Source organism: Amorphus coralli DSM 19760 (assembly GCF_000374525.1).
Classification (GTDB): domain Bacteria; phylum Pseudomonadota; class Alphaproteobacteria; order Rhizobiales; family Amorphaceae; genus Amorphus; species Amorphus coralli.
The window spans coordinates 135,573-156,925 of sequence record NZ_KB894576.1; the positions used below are offsets into that span (position 1 = coordinate 135,573).

Genomic DNA, 21,353 nt, shown 5'->3' on the forward strand with positions numbered 1-21,353 from the left:
CGGCGCCGGCCCGACGCCCTACTTGCCAGCGCCGCGCCGGCGGATCTGGACGTAAAGCGCACCGCCGCCGCCGTGGCTGCGGTGCGCCACCGACATCCCGACCACCAGCGGCCTGAGATCGGCCGCCTCAAGCCAGCGCGGCACAGAGCGCCTGAGCACGCCGGCATCGTCGCCCTGGCCAGAAACGTGACCCTTGCCGGTGATCACGAGCACGATCCGGTCACCGCGCGCTTGGGCGCCGAGCAGGAAGCTCCTGAGCGCGCGATGGGCCGCGTCCTGGCGCATGCCGTGCAGGTCGAGCCGGGAATCGATCTCCATCCGGCCACGAGCGAGCTTGCGCTCGGTCCGTCGCTCCACCGGCGCGATGGCTGGCCGGTTCGGGATTGGCTGCGTACGCGCCACCAGCGGCGGCGAGGGCTTCACGGTCGTCCGGCGCGCCTTCTCCGGTTTCGGGGGAAGCGTATCCTTCGCCGGCTCGGGATCCGAAAGCTGTTTCGGGGCGGCGGGCTTCACGCTGACGCGACGCACGGGTTTCAGCGGCGCCACGGTGTCCGACACCATCTGCCAGAGCTTGCGCTCCTCCTCGCTGAGGCGACGCGGACCGCGCCGGCGCGCGCTCATCGGTCGCCACTCCCGTCCAGCTCCACCGGGACCAGACGATAGAGCGTCGCTGTGTGCTGGATCCGGCCAGCCCGGTCACCGGCCGCATCGCCGGAGCCCAGGAAGACGTCGCCCCGCGCCTCGCCAACGATGGCGGACCCGCGATCCTCGCCGACCATCAGCCGGCGGAACGGCTCCTCCGCGCCGGCCTCGCCGATGGGAAGCCGGGCATCGATCCAGAGCGGCACACCGAATTCATGATGGGCGCGGTCGATGGCGAGGCTGACCTCCGGCGTCAGCGGCACGCCGGCGGCGCCCACCGGCCCATCGTCCTCCGACAGGCCTTCCACCGGACGGAAGAAGATGTAGGAGCGGTTCTGCGCCATGATCCGCCGCGCCTCGTCCGGGTTGGCCTTCAGCCAGGCGCGCAGCGTCTCGTAATCGAGGTTTTCCCGGGCCACGTGGCCTTCCTCCACCACGATGCGGCCGATGGCGGTATAGGGATGACCGGATTTGGCGGCAAAATTCACCCGCAGGGTCGAGCCGTCGTCAAAGCGCAGGCGCGCCGATCCCTGGACGTGCATGAAGAAGGCATCGACCGGATCGGCGAGCCAGGCGATCTCCAGTCCCCGCCCGTCGAGCGCGCCGGCCTCGATGGCAGCGCGGTCGGCATAGGGCTTCAGGCCCTCCGGCGTCTGGCGCGCGAAGGCCATGCCGTCCGGGAGATGTTCGGGTCGGCTGGCGGCGTCGATGGCAACGAGATCGTCGGGGCGGGCCAGGACCGGCACCGGGTAGGCGTCGCTGCGGGTGTGCGACGCGGCAAGCTCAGGCTCGAAGTAGCCGGTCAGAAAGCCGCTGCCCGGCGCGCCGATCCGCTCTGGCCGGAACCAGGTCTCGAAGAAGGCACGGGCGGCACCGTCGTCGAGGTCATCCGGCAGGGCCGCCTGGGCCTCGCAGACGCGGCGGAATTCCGGTGCCCGGGACGCGAGCCGCTCGCAGTGCCGCCTGAAGACCGACAGGCTTGCCGCCACGGGCGCGTCGGCCCATCCGGAAAGATCGGTGAAGGACAGAGTAGCGTCGGACATCGATGTGGCCGGGAGCGTGCCTGCGGCCATGATCGCCACCGCGAGCGCGGCGCGCCGAACGACCCGCTGCCGCAGCATCAGGCGGATTCGGTGGCGACCAGCTTCCAGTTCGGGTCGGCATCGGTGACGTCGCGCGCGAATGTCCAGATGTCCGTGACCTCGACGACCTTGTTCGGATCGCCGTCGACGACAGCCCCGGATGCGTCGGTGGTCGCAGAGATCATCTGGCTCTGGAAGCGCACGGTCACCTGCTCGATCGTGTCCTTCAGCGCCGCGTCGACGATGTCGGCCTTCTCGATCCCGATGAGGGTGGAGGTGACCGTTTCCTGACGCTGCTCGCGCTCGTCGATGGCGCCAACGAAGCCATCGAGGACATCCCTGGACAGGAGCGGGCCGAGCGCCTGGCGGTCGCCCTCGGCAAACGCCGTCACGATCATCTCGTAGGCGGTGCGGGCACCCTGCAGGAAGGATTTCGGCTCGAAGGACGGATCGGCCTCCGCGATGGCGGACAGCTTGTCGTAGAGCGGCGTGCCCGGCGCGGCGGTCTTGGAGATGCGCTCGTCGACCGTCGCCGGGGAGGGCGCAGCGCCCTCGCCGGACGGGCGCGGCAGCGTCACCACGTTGTCCGTCCCGGCCTCGCTCGCCGGTTCGCTACGCTCGCGCGCCGAATAGGGATCGAAAGGCCTGCCCTCGTTGCCGGTGCGTCGGCCGAGCACACTGCGCAGACGAAGGAAGATCGCCACCGCAAGCGCCAGGAAGATGACATTGTAAATGTCGAAGAACTCGCTCATCACCGATTACCGTCCGGCTCGCACTCGCGGCCCTAGCGCCGGGGCGCGCACCCCTACCTGTTCGTTCCGCTTCGATTATGTAATGCCCGATCCGCGCCGATAAAGGCGTCGGGGCAAAACTGCCGTTATCGGCACCCTACCGAAGCAATCCGGGCGGGTCTATCGCCGATCGCCTCTCGCACTCGCCAGGAGGGCAACCATATGGTGAAGCGAGGCGGGCTTACGGTAGCCGCCGCGTTCCTCTAGACCGACTGCCACACGGATGGCGAGAGCATTCTGATGCCCCTTGGACTGATCCTGTTCCTGTCACTGCTCGCGATACCCGCGCTGGAGATCGCCGTGTTCATCCTGGTCGGGAGCCAGATCGGCGTCCTGCCAACCATCGGCATGGTGTTTCTCACTGCGGTGATCGGCAGCATGTTGTTGCGCCACCAGGGTCTGTCGATCCTGAACCGCGTGCGCACGGAGATGGATGCGGGCCGGGTGCCCGGGGCGGAACTCGGCCACGGCGCGATGATCCTCGCGGCCGGCGTGCTCCTGCTGACGCCGGGCTTCGTGACGGATACGATCGGTTTCCTGCTGTTCGTGCCGCCGGTTCGCGAGACGATCTGGAACCGCATCCGGGGCCGCATCGCCGTCACGGTCGCCCGCCCGGGCGGGGCCACCACCGGCGGACCAGCAGGCGGCGGCGCAGCCGGGCCGCGTGGCCGCGGCCCGGTGGTCGATCTCGACGCCAACGATTACGGACCGGCCGATCCAAACTCACCGTGGTCGGACGGCAGGCCAGGCAGCCGGCTCTCCGATCCCGACAGTCCAAGGCGCGACGCCTGACGACGAACCGGCGTTTCCCCGGCGGCACACCCTTGAGGCTGCGGCGGAATTGGCGTACGGCCTGACCCGAGCCCTTCTTCCTTGCCGCCTGTGCGGCCTTTCAACGGATCAGCTTCATGAGCGACATTCCCCCGTCCTCCGACGAGACCGCGACCGGCGCACCGGAGGGAGCCTCCGCCGAACAGCCGGGCATCCGCGTGCTCGCCCAGTACGCCAAGGACCTTTCCTTCGAGAACCCGCGCGCGCCGCACTCGCTGCAGCAGCAGGCCGAGGGTCCGAAGATCAACATCGATGTCAACGTCTCCGCCAAGCAGATCGCGGACGCCGATTTCGAAGTGACGCTCAAGCTCGAAGCCACCGCTGGCGCCGATGAGAACCGCCTGTTCCATGCGGAACTCGACTATGCGGGCATTTTCCGGCTCCACAACGTGCCGAAAGAGCATCTGCATCCGTTCCTGCTGATCGAAGGGCCGCGGCTCCTCTTCCCGTTCGCCCGCCAGATCATCGCCGATGCGACCCGCAACGGTGGCTTCCCGCCGCTGATGATCGATCCGGTGGACTTCGCGGCCCTGTACCGTCGCAATCTGGCGCAGGCGCAGAACAGCTCCGCCACGCCGAACTGAGGCGCGTCGGACACCAAGCGTTCAAAGAGGCCGGGCTCAGCGCCCGGCCTTTTTCGTTCAGGGATCACGGGTGCGGATAAGATCAGCCGGTGGCCGTTGCGGACGATGAGCCCCAGTAGTCCTGCCAGACCGTCTCCTCACCGAACCCTTCGACAAAGGCCGCATGAGCCGCCATGTCGGCTTCCGTTAGGCGAGGCGCCAACGGCTGCGGGCGCGGTCTGACCGGCACGCGGACACCGCGCCGCGCCGAGTGACCGGACGATTCCTGAGCTCCCGAGGACACCAGCGACAGCATCGACTGCCGGCCGCCGATGAGCTCGAGATAGACCTCGGCGAGAAGCTCGGAGTCCAGAAGTGCGCCGTGCTTCTCGCGCCGTGAGTTGTCGATGCCGTAACGGGAACAGAGCGCGTCGAGGCTGTTGCCGCCGCCGGGATGCTTGCGGCGTGCCAGCGCCAGGCTGTCGATCACCCGGTGATTGCCGATAGCCGCTCTTTGCAGCAGCCCAAGCTCCCAGTTGATGAAGCCCATGTCGAAGTCGGCATTGTGGATGACGAGCGGATCCTCGCCGATGAAGTCCAGGAAGCCGTCCACCACGGCCTTGAAGACCGGCTTGTCGCGCAGAAACTCGGTCGACAGGCCGTGGACGCGAAACGCCTCGTTGGGCACGTCGCGCTCGGGATTGATGTACACGTGATAGTGGTTGCCGGAGGGAATGTGGTTGATCAGCTCGACCGCGCCGATTTCCACCAGCCGATCGCCGGTCTTCGGGTTCAGGCCCGTCGTTTCGGTATCGAGAACGATCTCGCGCATGACTTCCCCGTGTGCGTCCCGTCCGTCCCGTGTCGCACGCCGGGCCGGCGGCTCACAACGGCGCGCGGCCCGTTTTCCCCGACATGAAGGCGGTCGCCGCGAGGATCGCCCGCACCGAACGGCGGGCCGAGTCCATGCCATGACCGGTATCGACGAGGAAATGCGCGCGGCGGCGCTTCTCCGAATCAGGCATCTGCCTTGCCAGAATGCCCTCGTAGCGGGCTTCCGTCATCCCGTCGCGGTCAAGCACCCGAGCCCGCTGTACGGTTGCGTCGGCGGTCACGACGACCACCGCATCGGCGCGATTTTCCCGGCCGGTCTCGAAGAGGAGCGGTACGTCGAGCACGGCGCAGTGGGCGAGAGACGTACGGGCGCGGTCCAGAAAGGCCTCTTCCTCTTCCCGCACCAGCGGATGAACGATGGCCTCGAGGCGTTTCATGGCATCGCCGTCTCCAACGACACGCTCGCCCAGGATCGCCCGATCTACCACACCGTTTATGACGACACCGGGAAAGGCGGCCTCGACCGGCGCCACCGCCCGGCCCCGATAGAGCAGGTGAACGGCCTTGTCGGCATCGTAGACCGGCACGCCCTCTTCCGCGAACATGGCGGCGGTCGTGGACTTGCCCATCCCGATGGAACCGGTGAGGCCGAGGACGATCATGACGCCTCCGCGATGTCGTCGAGCACGATTCGTCTGAGCTCGTCCGTCACCGATGGCCGGACGCCGAACCAGCGCTCGAACCCCGGCACCGCCTGATGCAGCAACATGCCCAGCCCATCCACCGTCCGCAGGCCGACCGCCGTGGCGCGGACAAGCAGCTCCGTCCGGATGGGCGTGTAGACGATGTCCGTCACCACCGCATCGGGTCCCAGCCGGGCCAGGTCGATGGCGGGGCCGGGACCGCCGCCCATGCCGAGGCTCGTCGTGTTGACGACAATCGCCACGGCGGGATCGGGATCCCTCGCGCTGTCCCAGTCCACAGCCTCGCTCCCGGGCAAGGACGTTGCCAACGCTTCGGCCTTGTCCCGCGTGCGGTTGGCGATCGCCACTCGATCGAAACCGCGCTCCAGAAGGGCATGGATGATGGCCCGGGCGGCGCCACCAGCCCCAAGGACCAGCGCCAGGCCCCGATCGGCGTCCCAGCCAGGCAGCTGCTGGTCGAGATTGGCGAGGAACCCATACCCGTCCGTGTTGTCACCCAGCACCCGTTCACCCTCGCGCCAGAGCGTGTTCACCGCGCCGATGGCGCGTGCGCTGTCGGAAAGCACGTCGCAGGCGGAAAGCGCCGTGAGCTTGTGCGGCAGCGTCACGTTGGCCCCTGCGAGCTCGCTGTCGCGAAATCCGAAGAAGAAGGCGTCGGCTTCCTCCGGTGCAATGGCGAGGCGCCCGTACGAACCGGCGAGGCCGTGGGTTTGCAGCCAGTGGCCGTGGATCACCGGGGAGCGCGAATGCGTGACCGGCCAGCCGATGACGGCAGCTTTGGGAGCGGCATCCGTCACGAAGCGGCAATCCCGACGGAACGCAGATAGGTCAGGAGGGGCAGCAGCGGCAGGCCGAGAATGGTGAAGAAGTCGCCCTCCACCCTCTCAAAGAGCTGAACGCCAACCCCCTCCAGATGATAGGCGCCGACGCTGGAAATGGCCCGGGAGCCGGCAACGGCGAGATAGTCGTCGAGAAACGCATCAGAGAAATCGCGCATGGTCAGCCGCGCTGTCTCCACCCACTCCCAGGCTACCTCGCCATCCCGAACGCAGGCGACAGAGGAATGCAGGACATGGCTCTGGCCGCGCAGTCGCTGCAGCTGGTGCCGCGCCTCGGCGAGGTCGTTCGGCTTCACGAAGGATTCGCCATCGAGATCAAGGGTCTGATCCGCCCCAACCACCACGGCGTCGGGGAATTGCCGACAGACGGCCTGAGCCTTCGCCCGCGCGAGGAAGGCGGCGATGCGATCGGGTGTCCGTTCGGCCTCGGGAAGCTGCAGTTCGTGCTGTCTTTCGTCGATATCGGCCGACGCAGTGGAGAAACTCAGCCCGGCTGCCGCCATCATGCGCGAGCGCGCGGCACTGCGGGAAGCCAGCACGAGAGCGGTCACCTCACATGTCTCCGTCTGTGATGCTCGCAGCATATTTCCGATCGCTCAGGAGGGCGAGAATGGCCGCGGCGGTCTCTTCGATCGAGCGGCGGCTGACATCGATGATCGGCCACTGGTTCTCTGCGCACAATCGTCGAGTGTAGGCAATCTCCCGCGCGACAGCCTGCCGGTCCACATAATCGCCCCGCCCGGTGCGCACCGCATTGAGAGAGAGCAAGCGGTTCTCGCGGAGCTGAACGATCCGCTCGGCCGTCGCAACCAGGCCGACCACGAGCGGCCGCTCGGCCGTGAAAACGGCCGGCGGAATGGGCATGTCCTGCACGATGGGGATGTTGGTGGCCTTCACGCCGCGATTGGCGAGATAGATGGAAGTCGGGGTCTTGGACGTCCGGCTGACGCCGATGATCACGACGTCGGCTTCCTCGATGTCGTCGGGAACGGCACCGTCATCGTGGACCATTACAAAATTGAGCGCCTCGATGCGGCGGAAATAGTCCGCGTCCAGGGAATGCTGGGCACCGATGCGCGAGATAGTCGGGATGTTCAGATAGGATTGCAGCACGTGAACCAGCGGATCGAGAACGTCCACGCACGGAATGCTCATCTCCCGGCAACGGCGCGTCAGCCGCTCCGAGATGGTCTGGTCCACCAGAGTGAACATGACGATGCCGGGGTTGGCCTCCACCTCCGACAGCACCCGGTTCACCTGGCGATCGGTCCGCACCAGCGGATAGACATGCTCGATCGCCTCCACATTCTCGTAGCGGGCAATCGCCGCCCGCGAGACCGTCATCAACGTCTCACCGGTGGAATCGGAGACCAGGTGGAGGTGAAAGTAGGTCGGGTTATCCACGGGCTTGTCCCGGATGCTGTGGAAGCGTGTGCGGGACTCCCCCGTTTGGATGGGTCAGCCTGCTCATGGCCGCGCATGGTCGCGGAAGCCCACGGATTCGTCCACCGCTTTGTCCCCATGTGGCCGGAGCGCTCCCCGCCCGTGCAAGAGTGGGTACGGAATCCTTTTCTTCCGGCACGCTCCGATGCTTATCCACCGGCTCCGACCCCAGACCCGGTCCCTGTGCGACCGCCGTGGGTGGCGGATTGCCGGGACCGATTGCCGCGTCAAGCGTTTAATATCCCCAATCGTGGATCCCGGGCTTCCCGCCGGCCGTACGATCCAGTAGGCCAACCCGGACACTTGGACGACCGGTGAATCCACGGTTGTTCGACCGACTAATAGAATCATCAAATCTAGATTCTAGAATTCTCTATTTAGAGAGGGAGCCTGTGGTGGACGAGCCGACCGACCGACTGCCCACCCGCTTTCAGCGTACGCTGAAGGGCGAGCGGCAGGACCATCCTCCCATCTGGATGATGCGGCAGGCGGGGCGCTATCTCCCTGAATACAAGGAGATCCGCAGCACCGCCCCGAGCTTCCTCGATTTCTGCTATTCGCCGAAGCTCGCCTGTGAGGCAACCCTGCAGCCGATCCGGCGCTTCGGGTTCGATGCGGCCATCATCTTCTCCGACATCCTCATGATCCCCGATGCCCTCGGCCAGGCCGTTCGCTTTGAGGAAGGGGTGGGGCCGCGACTGGATCCGCTGCCGTTGGAAGCGGTCGGAGACCTCGACCGTTCCAGGCTCGAGGATCATCTTGCACCCGTCTACGAGGCGATCCGGCTGACCCGGGCCGCGCTCCCTGACGAAACGTCGCTGATCGGCTTTGCCGGCGCGCCCTGGACGCTGGCGACCTACATGGTCGCGGGCCGGACGACGCCCGACCAGGCGCCCGCCCGACGCGCCTCTTTCGGGGATCCGGACGGGTTCGGGAAGCTCGTCGACTGCCTCGTGGAGGCCGTGTCCGCCCACCTCGTGGCCCAGATCGACGCCGGGTGCGACGCGGTGCAGATCTTCGACAGCTGGGCGGGAACCCTTGACGGGCTTGCCTTTCCCCGCTGGTCGGTTGATCCCAACGCCCGCATCGTCGCCAATGTCCGCGCAGCCCGGCCGGGCGTGCCGATCATCGCCTTTCCGCGCAATGCGGGCAGCCGGCTGTCCGGGTTCGTTGATGCGGTGCGGCCCGATGCCGTCTCGTTGGACTGGTCGGTGGACGGGGACGCCGCGCGCGCCATCCAACAGCGGATCTGCATCCAGGGAAATCTCGATCCGATGCGGCTGGTGGCGGGTGGAGCGGCCCTCGACGAGGGTGTGGATGCGATCCTGTCCGGGTTCGGAGGCGGACCCTTCGTATTCAACCTGGGCCACGGTATCGTGCCGGAAACGCCGATCGCGCATGTCGAACGCATGGTGGCACGGGTGCGCGGCGGCGCGATCTAGCGGCAGGAAGGCGGTCGGACGCACATGGCAAGCGCATATCTCTGGCTGAAGGTCGGGCACATCCTGGCGGTCATTTCCTGGATGGCTGCTTTCCTCTACTTGCCGCGGCTGATGGTCTACCACGCCGATGCAGCACCCGGTTCCGACAAGTCGGAGACCTTCAAGGTCATGGAGCGGCGGCTCCTGCGCGGGATCATGACGCCCGCGATGATCGCCACCTGGGTGTTCGGGATCGCGCTCGCGACGGTTGCGGATGCCTGGGTTTCCGGCTGGCTGCACGCCAAGCTGCTGCTGGTTCTCGGACTGTCCGCGATGCACGGAATGAACGCCGGTTGGGTCAGAGCCTTCGCGGAAGATCGCAACACACGGTCTGGCCGCTTCTTCCGCATAGTCAACGAGATCCCGGCCGTCGCCCTGATCCTGATCGTGATCTTGGTGGTGCTGAAGCCGTTTTAGCGCCGGAACCGGCGCCTGTGCCCTTGAAGCGCGGGTCCGAAGGGACTATTAGTAGGTGTCTCCGAACATGCAGACCTGCATCCGGGCATCGGCTCGGCTGCGTCAGCGGACTCGCTTCTAAGCAATCCCCCGCTCGCCAAATCTGCACTCACCCTCCATCTCATGTTCACTCGGCTGCCCCGGGCGGCTGAACTTTAAGGAATGCCCCATGCGGGAGATGAAGCTTCAAGAGCTCAAGTCTAAATCTCCGCCAGATCTCATTGCGTTTGCTGAAGAGCTGGAAGTCGAGAACGCCAGCACACTTCGCAAACAGGAACTTATGTTCGCCATTCTCAAGCAGCTTGCGGCGAGCGAAGTCGACATCATCGGCGAAGGCGTGGTTGAAGTGCTGCAGGATGGCTTCGGCTTTCTGCGCTCCCCGGACGCCAATTACCTGCCGGGACCGGACGACATCTATGTGTCGCCGTCCCAGATCCGCCGCTTCTCGCTGCGCACCGGCGACACCGTCGAAGGTCAGATCCGCAGCCCGAAGGAAGGCGAGCGCTATTTTGCGCTCCTGAAGGTCAACACGATCAACTTCGCCGAGCCCGAACAGGCCCGGCACAAGATCCATTTCGACAACCTGACGCCGCTCTACCCGGACCAGCGCTTCAACATGGAGCTCGAGGTGCCGACCTCGAAGGACATGTCGTCGCGGGTGATCGACCTGGTGGCGCCGCTTGGCAAGGGTCAGCGCGCACTGATCGTGGCGCCGCCGCGCACCGGCAAGACGGTTCTTCTGCAGAATATCGCCCACTCGATCACGTCCAATCACCCAGAGTGTTACCTGATCGTCCTCCTGATCGATGAGCGCCCGGAAGAAGTGACCGATATGCAGCGCTCGGTGAACGGCGAGGTGGTGTCGTCCACCTTCGACGAACCGGCAGCGCGCCATGTCCAGGTCGCGGAAATGGTCATCGAGAAGGCGAAGCGCCTGGTCGAGCATGGCCGCGACGTGGTGATCCTTCTGGATTCCATCACCCGCTTGGGCCGCGCCTACAACACCGTGGTGCCGTCTTCCGGCAAGGTTCTGACCGGCGGTGTCGACGCCAACGCCCTGCAGCGCCCCAAGCGCTTCTTCGGCGCGGCGCGAAACATCGAGGAAGGCGGCTCGCTGACCATCATCGCCACGGCGCTGATCGACACCGGCAGCCGCATGGACGAGGTGATCTTCGAGGAATTCAAGGGCACGGGTAACTCCGAGATCATCCTGGATCGCAAGATCTCTGACAAGCGCGTCTTCCCGGCGCTGGACGTCACGCGCTCCGGCACCCGCAAGGAAGAGCTGCTGGTTCCGGCCGACAAGCTCAAGAAGACCTTCGTGCTGCGCCGTATCCTCAACCCGATGGGCACGGTCGACGCGATGGAGTTCCTCCTGGACAAGCTGCGCCAGACCAAGAGCAACAGCGACTTCTTCGATTCCATGAATACTTGATCGTCCGCAAGCGACTGATCGAAAAGAGAAAACGCCCGCCGATCGCTCGGCGGGCGTTTTCGTTTGCGGTGCAGTCCGGGGACCGGAAACAGACCCGTACGGTTACAGGAGCTTGTCGGTGAGCGCGGCAGGATCGGTCACGGGCAACGAGCATTCGGTGGCCGTGCAGACGAAGGCCGTGGGTTTACCGGACTGCGCCTGCTTGCCCGACGCGGGATGATCGCTTGCAAGGTCGGCGGTGGTGGACAGAACGGAGACGAATACCGCCGGGTCGGCGGTTGACCGGGCCGCGTTAGCCAGATCGGACGGGTCGGTCCCCTCGGGGGCGACGATGACGACCGTTCGGGGTCGGATGCGGGAGTCGAAGCCGTTAAAGAGGCTGGCAGTGGCGAAAACGTTCTGCACCATGGCGCCCGAGTGGGCTTTGAGGACCGCGTCGGCCCGGTCCCGGTAGCTGGTCTTGCCGGTTCGCATCCACAGTTCGACAAGGGCATCCACGGCGAGGCCGTTCGCGTTCGGAACGGCCTCGTCCGCCGGGCTCGTCGGTCGCAGGATCAGGGCCTCGGCGTCATCGGCGGTCCAGAAGTATCCGCCCTCCTGCTCGTTCCAGTGATGGGCGTCGAGCGCCGCAAGGAAACGCTCTGCATCGGCGAGGAAGTCCGGGTCGCCGGTCGCGGCATGAAGCGCCAACGCTGCGCGCGAGAGGGCGGCATGGTCTGTCGCCAGGCCGGGGAAAACAAGACGGCCGGCGCGGTAGGAATGCCCAAGCCGGCCGTTGCGCTCCATGGAATGCAAGACGGATCGGTAGGTCTGCTGAGCTTGTTCGAGCCAGTCCGGGCGATCAAAGGCAATGGACGCGCGGACAAGGGCCGTGATGGCGAGCCCGTTCCAGTCGGCGAGGACCTTGTCGTCCCGACCCGGGCGTATCCGTGCTGCGCGGGCGCGGAGAAGCCGGGCACGATTGTCGGCGAGCCTGCTTTCTGTGGCTTTATCCAGCAGCTGCGGACTGGCGAGACGGTTGAGGATCGTCCGGCCTTCCCAGTTGCCGCCCGGCGATACGCCGTAGATTGAGCCGAACGCATCCGCATCCTCGCCCAGGATGTCGGCGATCTCCTCGCTGGACCAGACATAGAAGCGGCCTTCCTCGCCTTCGGAATCCGCATCCAGGCTGGAGGCGAATGCGCCTTCGTCCGTGGTCATCTCGCGCTGGAGGAAGCCGACCGTTTCTGTGGCGCGATCGGCGAACAGCCTGTCGCCGGTGGCCGTATAGACCCGCGCCAGGAGATCGAGCAGCAGCGCGTTGTCGTAGAGCATCTTCTCGAAGTGCGGGACAAGCCAGCGGTCGTCGACGGCGTAGCGCGCATAGCCGCCACCGAGGTGGTCGTATATCCCGCCCTGTGAAATGCGCCGCAGGGCGAGAAGGACAGCATCGCGCACCTCCGTGCGGCCCGACCGGCACCAGCCGCGCCAGAGCATGTCGAACAGCATGGCGTTCGGGAACTTCGGGGCACCCTGGGTCCCGCCGTTGACGGGATCCAGGATGGTAAACAACTGGTTGACGGCTTCGTCCAGCAGTTCGGGGACCAACGCCGGCCCGGTCCCGGCGCGCCTCTCGAGACGCTGGCGCAGCGCGTCCCTGTTGGCGGTGATGGTGGCCTGGTCGGTCCGGAAGGTTTCGGCAACGGCCTCCAGCACCTGGATGAAGCCGGGTCGGCCGTACTTTGCTTCTTTCGGGAAGTAAGTCCCGCCCCAAATGGGGTCACCTTCCGGCGTCAGGAACATGGTGAGCGGCCAGCCGCCCTGCTCCCCGATTGCATGCAGCGCCGACATGTAGATCTGATCGATGTCCGGCCGCTCCTCCCGATCGACCTTGATGTTGATGAAGTTGCGGTTCATCACGGCGGCAACGTCGGAATCCTCGAAGCTTTCGTGGGCCATGACATGGCACCAGTGGCATGCGGCGTAGCCGACGGAGAGCAGGATCGGTTTGCCGGTTTGCTGGGCTTCCGCAAGGGCTGCCGCGGACCAGGGTCGCCAGTCGACGGGGTTATCTGCATGTTGCAGAAGATAGGGACTGGTCTCGTGTTTGAGCTGGTTGTCGTTCATCCTCGCCTCGCGGGTCTGTCGGCGGTGGACCGTCGGGGCGGCCTTGGTCCCTACCTAGGTGTTCGGAGAGGCGAAACCAAATGAACGGGTCGATGGACACCGTCGTCGCGCTGTCGTCCGGGGCCCTTCCCGCGGGTATTGCCGTGGTCCGGGCGAGTGGCCCCGTGGCGTGGGATCTGGCCCGGGCAGTGGCGGGTGAGCCTGATCCGGCACGGCGCGCGAGCCTGCGGCCGTTCCGCGACCCGGGGTCGGGCGAGACCATCGATCGCGGCTTGCTGCTCGGTTTCCGGGGCCCGAACACGGTGACCGGAGAGGATCTCGTCGAGTTTCATTGCCATGGCGGCCCGGCGGTGGTGCGGGCGCTGCTGCGCGTACTGACCAAACGGCCGAATGCGCGCCTCGCTGAACCGGGGGAGTTTACCAGGCGCGGTTTTCTGAACGGTCGGCTGGATCTGGCGGCCGTCGAAGGCCTTGGAGATCTGATCTCGGCGGAGACGGAGGCGCAGCGGCGGCAGGCCCTGCGGCAATCGGGGGGGTTCATCGGCGGTCGGGTGGAACGATGGCGCGGACGGCTGGTCAGGGCGCAGGCCGGGCTGGAAAGTACGCTCGACTTCTCCGACGAGGAGGATGTGCCGGACGATGCAGACCGCGCGGCGCTTGAGGAAATCGGGGGTATAGCAGACGAGATTGCCGTCGAACTGGTACGGGGCGATCGTGGCGAGCGATTGCGGCGGGGCCTGGAGGTGGCGATCCTCGGCCCGCCGAATGCCGGCAAGTCGAGCCTCCTGAACGCCCTCGCCCGTAGGGACGTGGCCATCGTCACCTCAATCCCGGGCACGACCCGGGACGTTCTCGAGGTCGATCTCGATCTTGGTGGCTATCCGGTGCGGCTGCTCGATACTGCGGGCTTGCGGGAGACCGACGATCCGGTTGAAAGCGAAGGGATCAGGCGCGCCCATGCGCGGGCTGCGGCCGCCGATGTGGTGCTGCTTCTCGTGCCGCCAGGGGATGCGTGTGTTTCACGTGAAACATTTGCCGGCCATCCCGAGCTGATCGTCGTTGGCACGAAATCGGACCTTGGTACGCCCTACGCCAACGAGGCGCCGGAGATGATGGTGTCGGTTCTCGCCGACAACGGCCTTTCTCCCCTTCTTATCAGGCTTGAGCAGTTGGCGGCCGACCAGCTGGGTGGTGGCGAGGATGTCCTGATCACCCGCGAACGCCACCGGGTGGCGCTCATGGACGCCGAACGCGAGCTGTGGAGTGCGCTTGCGGACGGTCTGCCGACGGAGGCACGCGCGGAACACCTGCGCAGGGCGGCCGTCGCATTTGGTCGCCTGACCGGCCGGATCGATGCAGAGGAGGTGCTGGGCGCCATCTTCTCGACCTTCTGCATCGGCAAGTAAGGCCTTTGACCATGGATCGCGGCTGCGCTAGATCAGCCGCCATTCGGAAGACAGGGATAAGACCGCCGTGGCGGACACCTACGACGTCATCGTGATCGGGGGCGGGCACGCCGGCTGCGAGGCCGCGGCGGCTGCCGCGCGTGCGGGCGCGCGAACGGTGTTGCTGACGCTGTCGGTGGACACCGTCGGCACCATGTCGTGCAATCCCGCCATCGGCGGACTTGGCAAGGGCCACCTCGTCCGCGAGATCGATGCGCTCGATGGCATCATGGGTCGGGCGGCAGATGCTGCCGGCATCCAGTTCCGGGTTCTGAACCGGCGCAAGGGCCCGGCCGTCCAAGGGCCACGGGCCCAGGCCGATCGTGCGCTCTATCGCAAGGCGGTGGGTGCGCTTCTGGCCGACCAGTCCGGTCTGTCGGTGGTAGAGGGCGAAGCCCACGACCTCGAGATTGTGGACGGCCGGGTCGCGGCTGTCGTTCTGGCCGACGGGCGACGGCTCGGCGCGGGCGCGGTGGTATTGACGACCGGAACCTTTCTCAACGGGCTGATCCATATCGGCGACCGCCGGATCCCGGCCGGGCGGCTGGGAGAAGTACCGTCCACCGGCTTGTCGCATGCCCTCGCTGCTCACGGATTTCGCCTCGGCCGGCTCAAGACCGGTACGCCGCCGCGTCTTGACGGCCGCACGATCGGCTGGGACAGGCTTGCGGAACAGGCGGGCGACGATCCGCCGGTCCCCTTTTCAGCGCTGACGGACGTGATAACCACGCCGCAGATCTGCTGCCATATCACACGGACGACGCCGGAGACCCATGCCATCATTCGCGACAATCTCGCGAAATCGGCGATGTATTCGGGCTCCATCGACAGCGTCGGCCCGCGCTACTGCCCCTCCATCGAGGACAAGATCGTCCGGTTTGGCGAGCGCGACGGCCACCAGATCTTTCTGGAGCCGGAAGGGCTTGAGGATGCGACCGTCTATCCGAACGGCATCTCGACGTCGCTGCCGGAAGATGTTCAGCACGCCTTTCTGCGAACCATTCCGGGGCTGGAAAGCGTCGAAGTACTGAAACCCGGCTATGCGATCGAGTACGACCATGTCGACCCGACCGAACTTCGCCCGACGCTTGAGACGAAGCGGGTCACGGGACTTTTTCTCGCCGGTCAGATCAACGGCACCACGGGTTATGAGGAAGCCGGGGCACAGGGGCTGATGGCCGGCGTCAATGCCGCACGGCGGGCGGACGGGACGGATGGTGCCGTGATCGGACGCGAGGAAGCCTATCTCGGTGTGATGATCGATGACCTCGTTACTCGCGGGGTCAGCGAGCCCTATCGGATGTTTACCTCGCGTGCGGAGTACCGTCTTTCCCTGCGCGCGGACAACGCCGATCTGCGTCTCACCGAGCAAGGGATGGCGTTGGGTCTAGTCGGAAGTCGGCGTGCAGCTGTCTATAAGTCACGCCGGGATTCGCTTGCTTCGGGTCGGGCGCTGCTGGACCGCCTCACCCTCACCTCTTCGGCGGCGGCGTCTGCGGGTTTCCGCGTCAACCAGGATGGCCGACGCCGGTCGGCGTTCGAACTGCTGCGGTTTCCCGACGTCACGATCGATCGCCTGTCGGAGATTTGGCCCGAAATCCGGGAGATCACACCACCGGTCCTGGCATCCCTCGAGGTGGACGCCACCTATGCCGCCTATCTCGATCGCCAGACGGCCGATATCCAAGCCCTCAAGGACAGCGACAGCCGGACGATCCCGGATGACATCGATTTCGGCTCGTTGCCCGGGCTTTCGGCTGAACTGCGCGATAAGCTTGAGCGCGTGCGGCCGGAGACACTTGGCCAGGCCGGTCGGATCGATGGAATGACGCCGGCAGCCCTGACATTGCTTGCTGCCTACAGCAGGCGCACAGGCCGGCGCAGCGCGGCATGATGGGTGGCGCGCGCCCCGACGGGCCGGATATCGTCACGCAAGCCCTCCCCGATGTTTCACGTGAAACACTGGCCCGGCTGGAGGCGCTGGTCGCGCTCCTCGTGCGCTGGCAGCGGATCAAGAACCTAGTCGCGCCCTCGACGCTGGACACGGTCTGGCAGCGGCATGTTCTCGACAGCCTGCAGATCGTGCGGTTGGCACCAAAGGCCCGGCGGTGGATCGATCTGGGAAGCGGTGCGGGCTTTCCCGGCATTGTGGTGGCCACCTCGCTTGCCGAAGCCGACGGCGCAGCAATCCATCTGGTGGAGGCGAACGGCCGGAAATCGGCCTTCCTGCGCACCGCGGCGCGGGAACTTGGGCTTCCAGTTACGGTGCATCCTGCGCGCATCGAGGATGTGGCCGGGCGTCTGGAACCCGCTTTCGATGTGGTTACCGCGCGTGCCCTCGCCAGCCTGCCCAAGCTTCTGGCCCTCATGCAGCCGCTGATGCGGCCCCACACCCAGGCGCTTCTCCACAAGGGTGCGGATTTCGAGGCGGAGGTCGCCGAAGCGCGTACCGGTTTCGCTTTCGATCTGGTAGAACACGAAAGCCTGTCCGATCCCGCCGCCCGGATTCTCCAGATCGGCGGTATCGTCCCCTTGTCGGCAGACCGGAACCGCTCATGAGTGCACTCCCGAGAACTCCGCGCGTGCTGTCGGTTGCCAACCAGAAAGGCGGCGTCGGCAAGACGACGACGGCAATCAATCTCGGCACCGCGCTGGCGGCCATCGGCGAAGATGTCCTCATCGTCGATCTCGATCCGCAGGGCAACGCCTCGACCGGCCTGGGGATCGACCGCAAGGCCCGCGCGAAATCGGTCTACGACGTGCTGGTGGGCGAGGCCGAACTGCCGGAGGTCATTACGCGGACGGCGGTGCCACGCCTTTCCATCGCACCGTCGACCATGGACCTTCTCGGTCTCGATCTGGAGATCGGCACCGAGGCGGACCGCGCGCAGCGGCTCAGGACGGCAATCTTCGGGCTGGCCGACGCGGTCGACGCCGGCGACGAGCGGGCCGGCCCGTTCACCTATGTGCTGGCCGACTGTCCTCCGTCGCTGACGCTTCTGACCATCAACGCCATGGCGGCCTCGCATGCCGTCGTCGTGCCGCTCCAGTGCGAATTTTTCGCTCTGGAAGGCCTGAGTCAGCTGCTGCGCACCGTCGAGCAGGTCAAGGCGGGGCTGAACACTGAGCTGTCGATCCACGGCATCGTTCTGACCATGTACGACGCGCGCAACAACCTGGCCAACCAGGTGGTGCAGGACGTGCGCGATACCATGGGCGACGTGGTCTACGAGACGGTCATCCCGCGCAATGTGCGCCTGTCGGAAGCCCCCTCGCACGGCAAGCCGGCGCTCCTCTATGATCTGAAGTGTGCGGGCAGCCAGGCCTATCTGCGCCTCGCTTCGGAAGTGATCCAGCGCGAGAAGCAGATCCGGGCCGGTGCGCGGGCCCCGGCGTAGGCGCGGCTTTCCCGCCGCTCGGAGTGACGGATATGGTTGACGATCCCCAGAAGAAGCGTCTTGGACGCGGCCTGGCCGCGCTGCTCGGCGATGTGGAGCCCGAGCGGGTCACCGAGGAAGACACGCGCGGCCTGCGCCGTGTGCCCATCGACCTGATCGTTCGCAACCCGCGCAATCCGCGCAAGACCTTCGACGAGGCCGATCTCACCGATCTTGCCGCTTCGATCAAGGATCGGGGTGTGGTCCAGCCCATCCTGGTGCGGCGCCAGCCCGGGTCCGACGAAGTCTACGAAATCATCGCCGGCGAGCGGCGCTGGCGGGCCTCCCAGAAGGCGGGGCTGCACGAGGTCCCGGTGGTGGTGCGCGACGCCGACGACCGGGAGGCGCTCGAACTCGCCATCATCGAAAACGTCCAGCGCTCCGATCTGAACGCGATCGAAGAGGCCGAGGGCTACGAAAGGTTGATGGGTGATTTTTCCTACAACCAGTCACAACTCGGTTCTGTGATCGGTAAAAGCCGAAGCCACGTTGCCAATACGCTCCGGCTGTTGAAGCTTTCTCCGAAGGTCCGCAGCTACGTGGTCGAAGGGGCGCTCTCGGCTGGGCATGCCCGGGCCCTCCTCACGGCCGATGATCCGGAGGGGCTTGCCGACCGGATCGTGAAGCAGGGGCTGTCGGTTCGCGATGCGGAGCGGCTGGCCTCGGAAAAGGTGCGTGCCGCGGTCTCGGCGGCCGCACGCGAGACCGCCAAGGATGCCGACACCAGGGCTCTGGAACGACGCCTCTCGTCCGCCCTTGGGCTGACGGTGACCATCACGCACCGGGCATCGGGCGCCGGCGAGCTGAAGGTCCGCTATCGGACGCTGGAGCAGCTCGACGAGGTGATCCGGCGGCTGGAAGCCGACTAGGCACGCCGGTTTCGTTGCCGCCTAAATGTCAGGCCTCCACCTTTATTAGGCGCCAAACAACGTCTGTTTCAGGCAAACTGCCAGCTGGAGCGCAGATCATCCGCTGACGAAGGGTGAAGCCCGCCGGCCATGAGCGCGGTGCGCGTCGCGGCAACGAGTGCCGCGTTATCCGGAGCAGCGGATCCGTCCGGCAGCGACGTGTTGTTCTCGAAGCCAACCCGGACATGGCCGCCGAGATAGGCGGCCGCTGCGGCACAGGCCGTCTCGCGCGGCCCGAAGGCACAGACGCTCCAGTGCGCGTAGTGCGCCCGTTGCGGTGCGAGGAACGGCAACAGGTCTGCGGGGTCGGATCGCTGACCAGCGGTGTAGCGACCCAGAACGTAGAGTACCGGTACCTCGCTCGCGGGGATGACGCCCCGGGCCATCAGATCCGCCAGCCGGTCCGCCTCGTCCGGGGCGTACAGGATGATTTGCGGCATGATGGCTTCCTTTTTGAGAAAGCCGAGAAACCGGGAGAAGGCGGCTTCGCTCGCCGCGTCGGGGACCAGTTCGCGCAGGGCCAGGGAGACGGCCTCGGGACGTACGGCGCGGACGACGGCCATCTGCTCCTCGGGTCCGTAGAGCCCGACGGCTTCCGTGGTGATCTGGACGACCATCTCGGTGCCGACGGATGCCCGGATGGCCTTGGTGACCGCGCCATAGGCGTCCGCATCCAGAAGGTGTCCCCCCTCTTGATCCCGAACGTGAACGTGGATCATCGCCGCCCCTGCCTCCCGGCAGGCGGCAGCCGTTTCGGCGATCTCCGCAGCGCTCAGCGGCACGGCTGGATGGTCGGCCTTGGTCTTTCGGCCGCCATTCGGCGCGACCGCTATGGTCACCGGCCCCGCGGCACCCGATCCGTTCCCGCTCATCGCTCCACTCCCCGTCCATTTCTTTTGTCCGCCATGTCACATTGGCGGACCCTGTCTCGTCTTGATGGCATCGACCGAACCGAATGACCATTGGAGACTCAACGATGGAAAGTCGTCTCGACTATGCGTCCGCCTCCCCGGAGGGCCTGAAGGCCATGCTGGGCCTTGAACGCTTCCTCCAGGGGTGCGGGCTGGAAAAGAGCCTGATTGAACTGGTGAAGACCCGAGCGTCCCAGATCAACGGCTGTGCTTACTGCATTCACATGCATACCGCTGATGCGCGAGCCGCCGGGGAAACCGAGGCGCGACTGTACCTGCTGTCGGCATGGCGCGAGTCGCCGCTCTACAGCGACCGGGAACGCGCCGCCCTGGCGTGGACGGAGGCACTGACCCTTGTCTCGGAGACAGGCGCGCCCGACGCCGACTACGATCTCGTGGTCGCTGCCTTCTCGCCAGCGGAGCGCGCCAACCTCACCTTGCTGATCGGAGTGATCAATGTCTGGAACCGGATTGCCATTGGCTTCCGGGCCGTGCATCCGGTGGGCGCGAACGACACGGCTCTCGCGAGTTGAGAGGGGCGATGGACGGCACCGCCGATGGATTTGAACCGCATCGTCGCCGGCTTGCGGCGATCGCCTATCGCATGCTCGGCTCCGTGGCCGAGGCGGAGGATGTCGTCCAGGATGCCTATCTGCGTTGGCACGGGGCGGCGCGTACAGACGTTGACGATCCGGGTGCCTACCTTGCCCGGATCGTTACGCGGCTCTGTCTCGACCGGCTCAAGGAGGCCCGTCGCAGGCGGGAGACCTATGTGGGGCCGTGGCTTCCCGAGCCGGTGATCACGGGTGCAGATGCGGTGGACTGGGCCAGGGACGATGTGGCGGCCGACATCTCCTACGCGCTGTTGCTTGCCCTGGAACGCCTTTCGCCGCTTGAGCGGGCCGCATTCCTCCTGCACGACGTGTTCGACGTCCAGTTCGATGAGGTGGCGATCATCCTCGATCGATCGCCAGCTGCCTGCCGGCAACTGGCCAGCCGTGCGCGGGCGCATGTGCGTGGCAACGACCAGCGGTTTGCCGTGGAGCCGCGCGAGCATGACGCGATTGCCGATGCGTTCTTCGCTGCCGCGCGGTCGGGCGACAGCGCCGCTCTTGGTCGTCTGCTGGCCGAGACCGCAATGCTTCACACGGACGGCGGCGGCCGAAAGGTTGCCGCGTTGAATGTGGTTACCGGCGGCGAGAAGATCGTTCGCTTTCTGGTGGGAATCCGGCAGAAGGCCGGGGCGGACCTGCCACGTTTTGCACACAGGCTGGAACTCAACGGTCTGCCGGCCCTCCTCAGCGTGGAAGCCGACGGAACGATGCAGACCTTCGCGCTGGAAATGGACGCGGGGCGGATCACCGCAATCTATGTCACGCGCAATCCGGACAAGCTCGCCCATCTGACGCCGCTTGTGCCCGACACCGTTCGACAGTGATGAGGTC

Annotated in this window: 22 protein-coding genes; 12 read left to right on the forward strand and 10 right to left on the reverse strand. The window is 66.1% G+C overall.

Features of this window, described 5'->3' with window-relative positions; all coding sequences use genetic code 11:
• Positions 1–18 precede the first annotated feature (18 nt).
• From C507_RS0117475 to C507_RS0117485, 3 genes are read right to left on the reverse strand one after another with little or no spacing between them, the layout of a single operon-like run.
• The gene (locus tag C507_RS0117475) at positions 19–621 is read right to left on the reverse strand and encodes a Smr/MutS family protein (RefSeq protein WP_018701016.1); all 603 of its coding nucleotides are present in this window, start codon (positions 619–621) and stop codon (positions 19–21) included.
• Entirely contained in the window at positions 618–1,763 is a 1,146-nt protein-coding gene (gene mltA / locus C507_RS0117480) for a murein transglycosylase A (protein WP_018701017.1), read from the reverse strand. The genes C507_RS0117475 and mltA overlap by 4 nt, the downstream gene beginning before the upstream one ends.
• Positions 1,763–2,476, reverse strand: a complete 714-nt coding sequence (locus C507_RS0117485; protein WP_018701018.1) for a Tim44/TimA family putative adaptor protein — start codon at positions 2,474–2,476, stop codon at positions 1,763–1,765. The genes mltA and C507_RS0117485 overlap by 1 nt, the downstream gene beginning before the upstream one ends.
• 279 nt (positions 2,477–2,755) lie before the next feature.
• Between C507_RS0117485 and C507_RS0117490 the strand changes: the two genes are divergently transcribed.
• Both C507_RS0117490 and secB read left to right on the forward strand, forming a co-directional pair.
• Positions 2,756–3,307 carry an FxsA family protein gene (locus C507_RS0117490; RefSeq protein ID WP_018701019.1) on the forward strand — a complete coding sequence of 184 codons (552 nt, stop codon included), beginning with the start codon at positions 2,756–2,758 and terminating at the stop codon, positions 3,305–3,307.
• A gap of 116 nt (positions 3,308–3,423) precedes the next feature.
• Positions 3,424–3,930 (forward strand): protein-export chaperone SecB, encoded by a 507-nt coding sequence (gene secB / locus C507_RS0117495; protein ID WP_018701020.1) that lies wholly within the window; start codon positions 3,424–3,426, stop codon positions 3,928–3,930.
• Between the two features lie 82 nt (positions 3,931–4,012).
• On the opposite strand, the gene dnaQ is transcribed toward secB, so the two are convergent.
• The 5 genes from dnaQ to C507_RS0117520 are packed head-to-tail and all read right to left on the reverse strand — an operon-like array spanning position 4,013 to position 7,690.
• On the reverse strand, positions 4,013–4,741 hold the full coding sequence (gene dnaQ, locus C507_RS0117500; RefSeq protein ID WP_018701021.1) for a DNA polymerase III subunit epsilon: 729 nt from the start codon (positions 4,739–4,741) through the stop codon (positions 4,013–4,015).
• Between the two features lie 52 nt (positions 4,742–4,793).
• Entirely contained in the window at positions 4,794–5,405 is a 612-nt protein-coding gene (gene coaE / locus C507_RS0117505; protein ID WP_018701022.1) for a dephospho-CoA kinase, read from the reverse strand.
• Entirely contained in the window at positions 5,402–6,244 is an 843-nt protein-coding gene (locus tag C507_RS0117510; RefSeq protein WP_018701023.1) for a shikimate dehydrogenase, read from the reverse strand. The genes coaE and C507_RS0117510 overlap by 4 nt, the downstream gene beginning before the upstream one ends.
• On the reverse strand, positions 6,241–6,837 hold the full coding sequence (locus C507_RS0117515) for a Maf family protein (RefSeq protein ID WP_018701024.1): 597 nt from the start codon (positions 6,835–6,837) through the stop codon (positions 6,241–6,243). The genes C507_RS0117510 and C507_RS0117515 overlap by 4 nt, the downstream gene beginning before the upstream one ends.
• A gap of 1 nt (position 6,838) precedes the next feature.
• On the reverse strand, positions 6,839–7,690 hold the full coding sequence (locus tag C507_RS0117520; RefSeq protein ID WP_018701025.1) for a pyruvate, water dikinase regulatory protein: 852 nt from the start codon (positions 7,688–7,690) through the stop codon (positions 6,839–6,841).
• A 434-nt stretch (positions 7,691–8,124) separates the two neighbouring features.
• Here C507_RS0117520 and hemE point away from each other — a divergent pair, with 434 nt between their 5' ends.
• The 3 genes from hemE to rho all read left to right on the forward strand — a co-directional run bounded on the left by hemE (position 8,125) and on the right by rho (position 11,101).
• Positions 8,125–9,171 (forward strand): uroporphyrinogen decarboxylase, encoded by a 1,047-nt coding sequence (gene hemE / locus C507_RS0117525; protein ID WP_018701026.1) that lies wholly within the window; start codon positions 8,125–8,127, stop codon positions 9,169–9,171.
• Positions 9,172–9,195: 24 nt separating this feature from the next.
• Positions 9,196–9,627 carry a protoporphyrinogen oxidase HemJ gene (gene hemJ, locus C507_RS0117530; RefSeq protein WP_018701027.1) on the forward strand — a complete coding sequence of 144 codons (432 nt, stop codon included), beginning with the start codon at positions 9,196–9,198 and terminating at the stop codon, positions 9,625–9,627.
• Positions 9,628–9,835: 208 nt separating this feature from the next.
• Positions 9,836–11,101 carry a transcription termination factor Rho gene (gene rho / locus C507_RS0117535; RefSeq protein WP_018701028.1) on the forward strand — a complete coding sequence of 422 codons (1,266 nt, stop codon included), beginning with the start codon at positions 9,836–9,838 and terminating at the stop codon, positions 11,099–11,101.
• A gap of 102 nt (positions 11,102–11,203) precedes the next feature.
• Here the strand turns inward: rho and C507_RS0117540 are convergent, their stop codons facing one another.
• Positions 11,204–13,207 (reverse strand): thioredoxin domain-containing protein, encoded by a 2,004-nt coding sequence (locus C507_RS0117540; protein WP_018701029.1) that lies wholly within the window; start codon positions 13,205–13,207, stop codon positions 11,204–11,206.
• Positions 13,208–13,299: 92 nt separating this feature from the next.
• Between C507_RS0117540 and mnmE the strand changes: the two genes are divergently transcribed.
• From mnmE to C507_RS0117565, 5 genes are all read left to right on the forward strand, one after another.
• The gene (mnmE, locus tag C507_RS0117545) at positions 13,300–14,613 is read left to right on the forward strand and encodes a tRNA uridine-5-carboxymethylaminomethyl(34) synthesis GTPase MnmE (RefSeq protein ID WP_018701030.1); all 1,314 of its coding nucleotides are present in this window, start codon (positions 13,300–13,302) and stop codon (positions 14,611–14,613) included.
• Between the two features lie 67 nt (positions 14,614–14,680).
• A complete protein-coding gene (mnmG, locus tag C507_RS0117550) occupies positions 14,681–16,546 on the forward strand; it encodes a tRNA uridine-5-carboxymethylaminomethyl(34) synthesis enzyme MnmG (protein WP_018701031.1) in 1,866 nt (621 codons plus the stop codon).
• Positions 16,543–17,211 carry a 16S rRNA (guanine(527)-N(7))-methyltransferase RsmG gene (rsmG, locus tag C507_RS0117555; protein ID WP_018701032.1) on the forward strand — a complete coding sequence of 223 codons (669 nt, stop codon included), beginning with the start codon at positions 16,543–16,545 and terminating at the stop codon, positions 17,209–17,211. The genes mnmG and rsmG overlap by 4 nt, the downstream gene beginning before the upstream one ends.
• Positions 17,208–18,050: a ParA family protein gene (locus C507_RS0117560; protein ID WP_026319210.1), complete on the forward strand. Its 843-nt coding sequence runs from the start codon at positions 17,208–17,210 to the stop codon at positions 18,048–18,050. Before rsmG ends, C507_RS0117560 begins: the two co-directional genes overlap by 4 nt.
• A gap of 32 nt (positions 18,051–18,082) precedes the next feature.
• A complete protein-coding gene (locus C507_RS0117565; RefSeq protein ID WP_018701034.1) occupies positions 18,083–18,958 on the forward strand; it encodes a ParB/RepB/Spo0J family partition protein in 876 nt (291 codons plus the stop codon).
• Positions 18,959–19,026: 68 nt separating this feature from the next.
• Here the strand turns inward: C507_RS0117565 and C507_RS0117570 are convergent, their stop codons facing one another.
• Positions 19,027–19,869 carry a beta-keto acid cleavage family enzyme gene (locus C507_RS0117570; protein ID WP_018701035.1) on the reverse strand — a complete coding sequence of 281 codons (843 nt, stop codon included), beginning with the start codon at positions 19,867–19,869 and terminating at the stop codon, positions 19,027–19,029.
• A gap of 104 nt (positions 19,870–19,973) precedes the next feature.
• On the opposite strand from C507_RS0117570, the gene C507_RS23510 reads away from it, so the two are divergent.
• Together C507_RS23510 and C507_RS0117580 are read left to right on the forward strand one after the other, a co-directional pair.
• Positions 19,974–20,441 (forward strand): carboxymuconolactone decarboxylase family protein, encoded by a 468-nt coding sequence (locus C507_RS23510; protein WP_018701036.1) that lies wholly within the window; start codon positions 19,974–19,976, stop codon positions 20,439–20,441.
• A gap of 8 nt (positions 20,442–20,449) precedes the next feature.
• Positions 20,450–21,346, forward strand: a complete 897-nt coding sequence (locus C507_RS0117580; RefSeq protein WP_018701037.1) for a sigma-70 family RNA polymerase sigma factor — start codon at positions 20,450–20,452, stop codon at positions 21,344–21,346.
• Positions 21,347–21,353 lie beyond the last annotated feature (7 nt).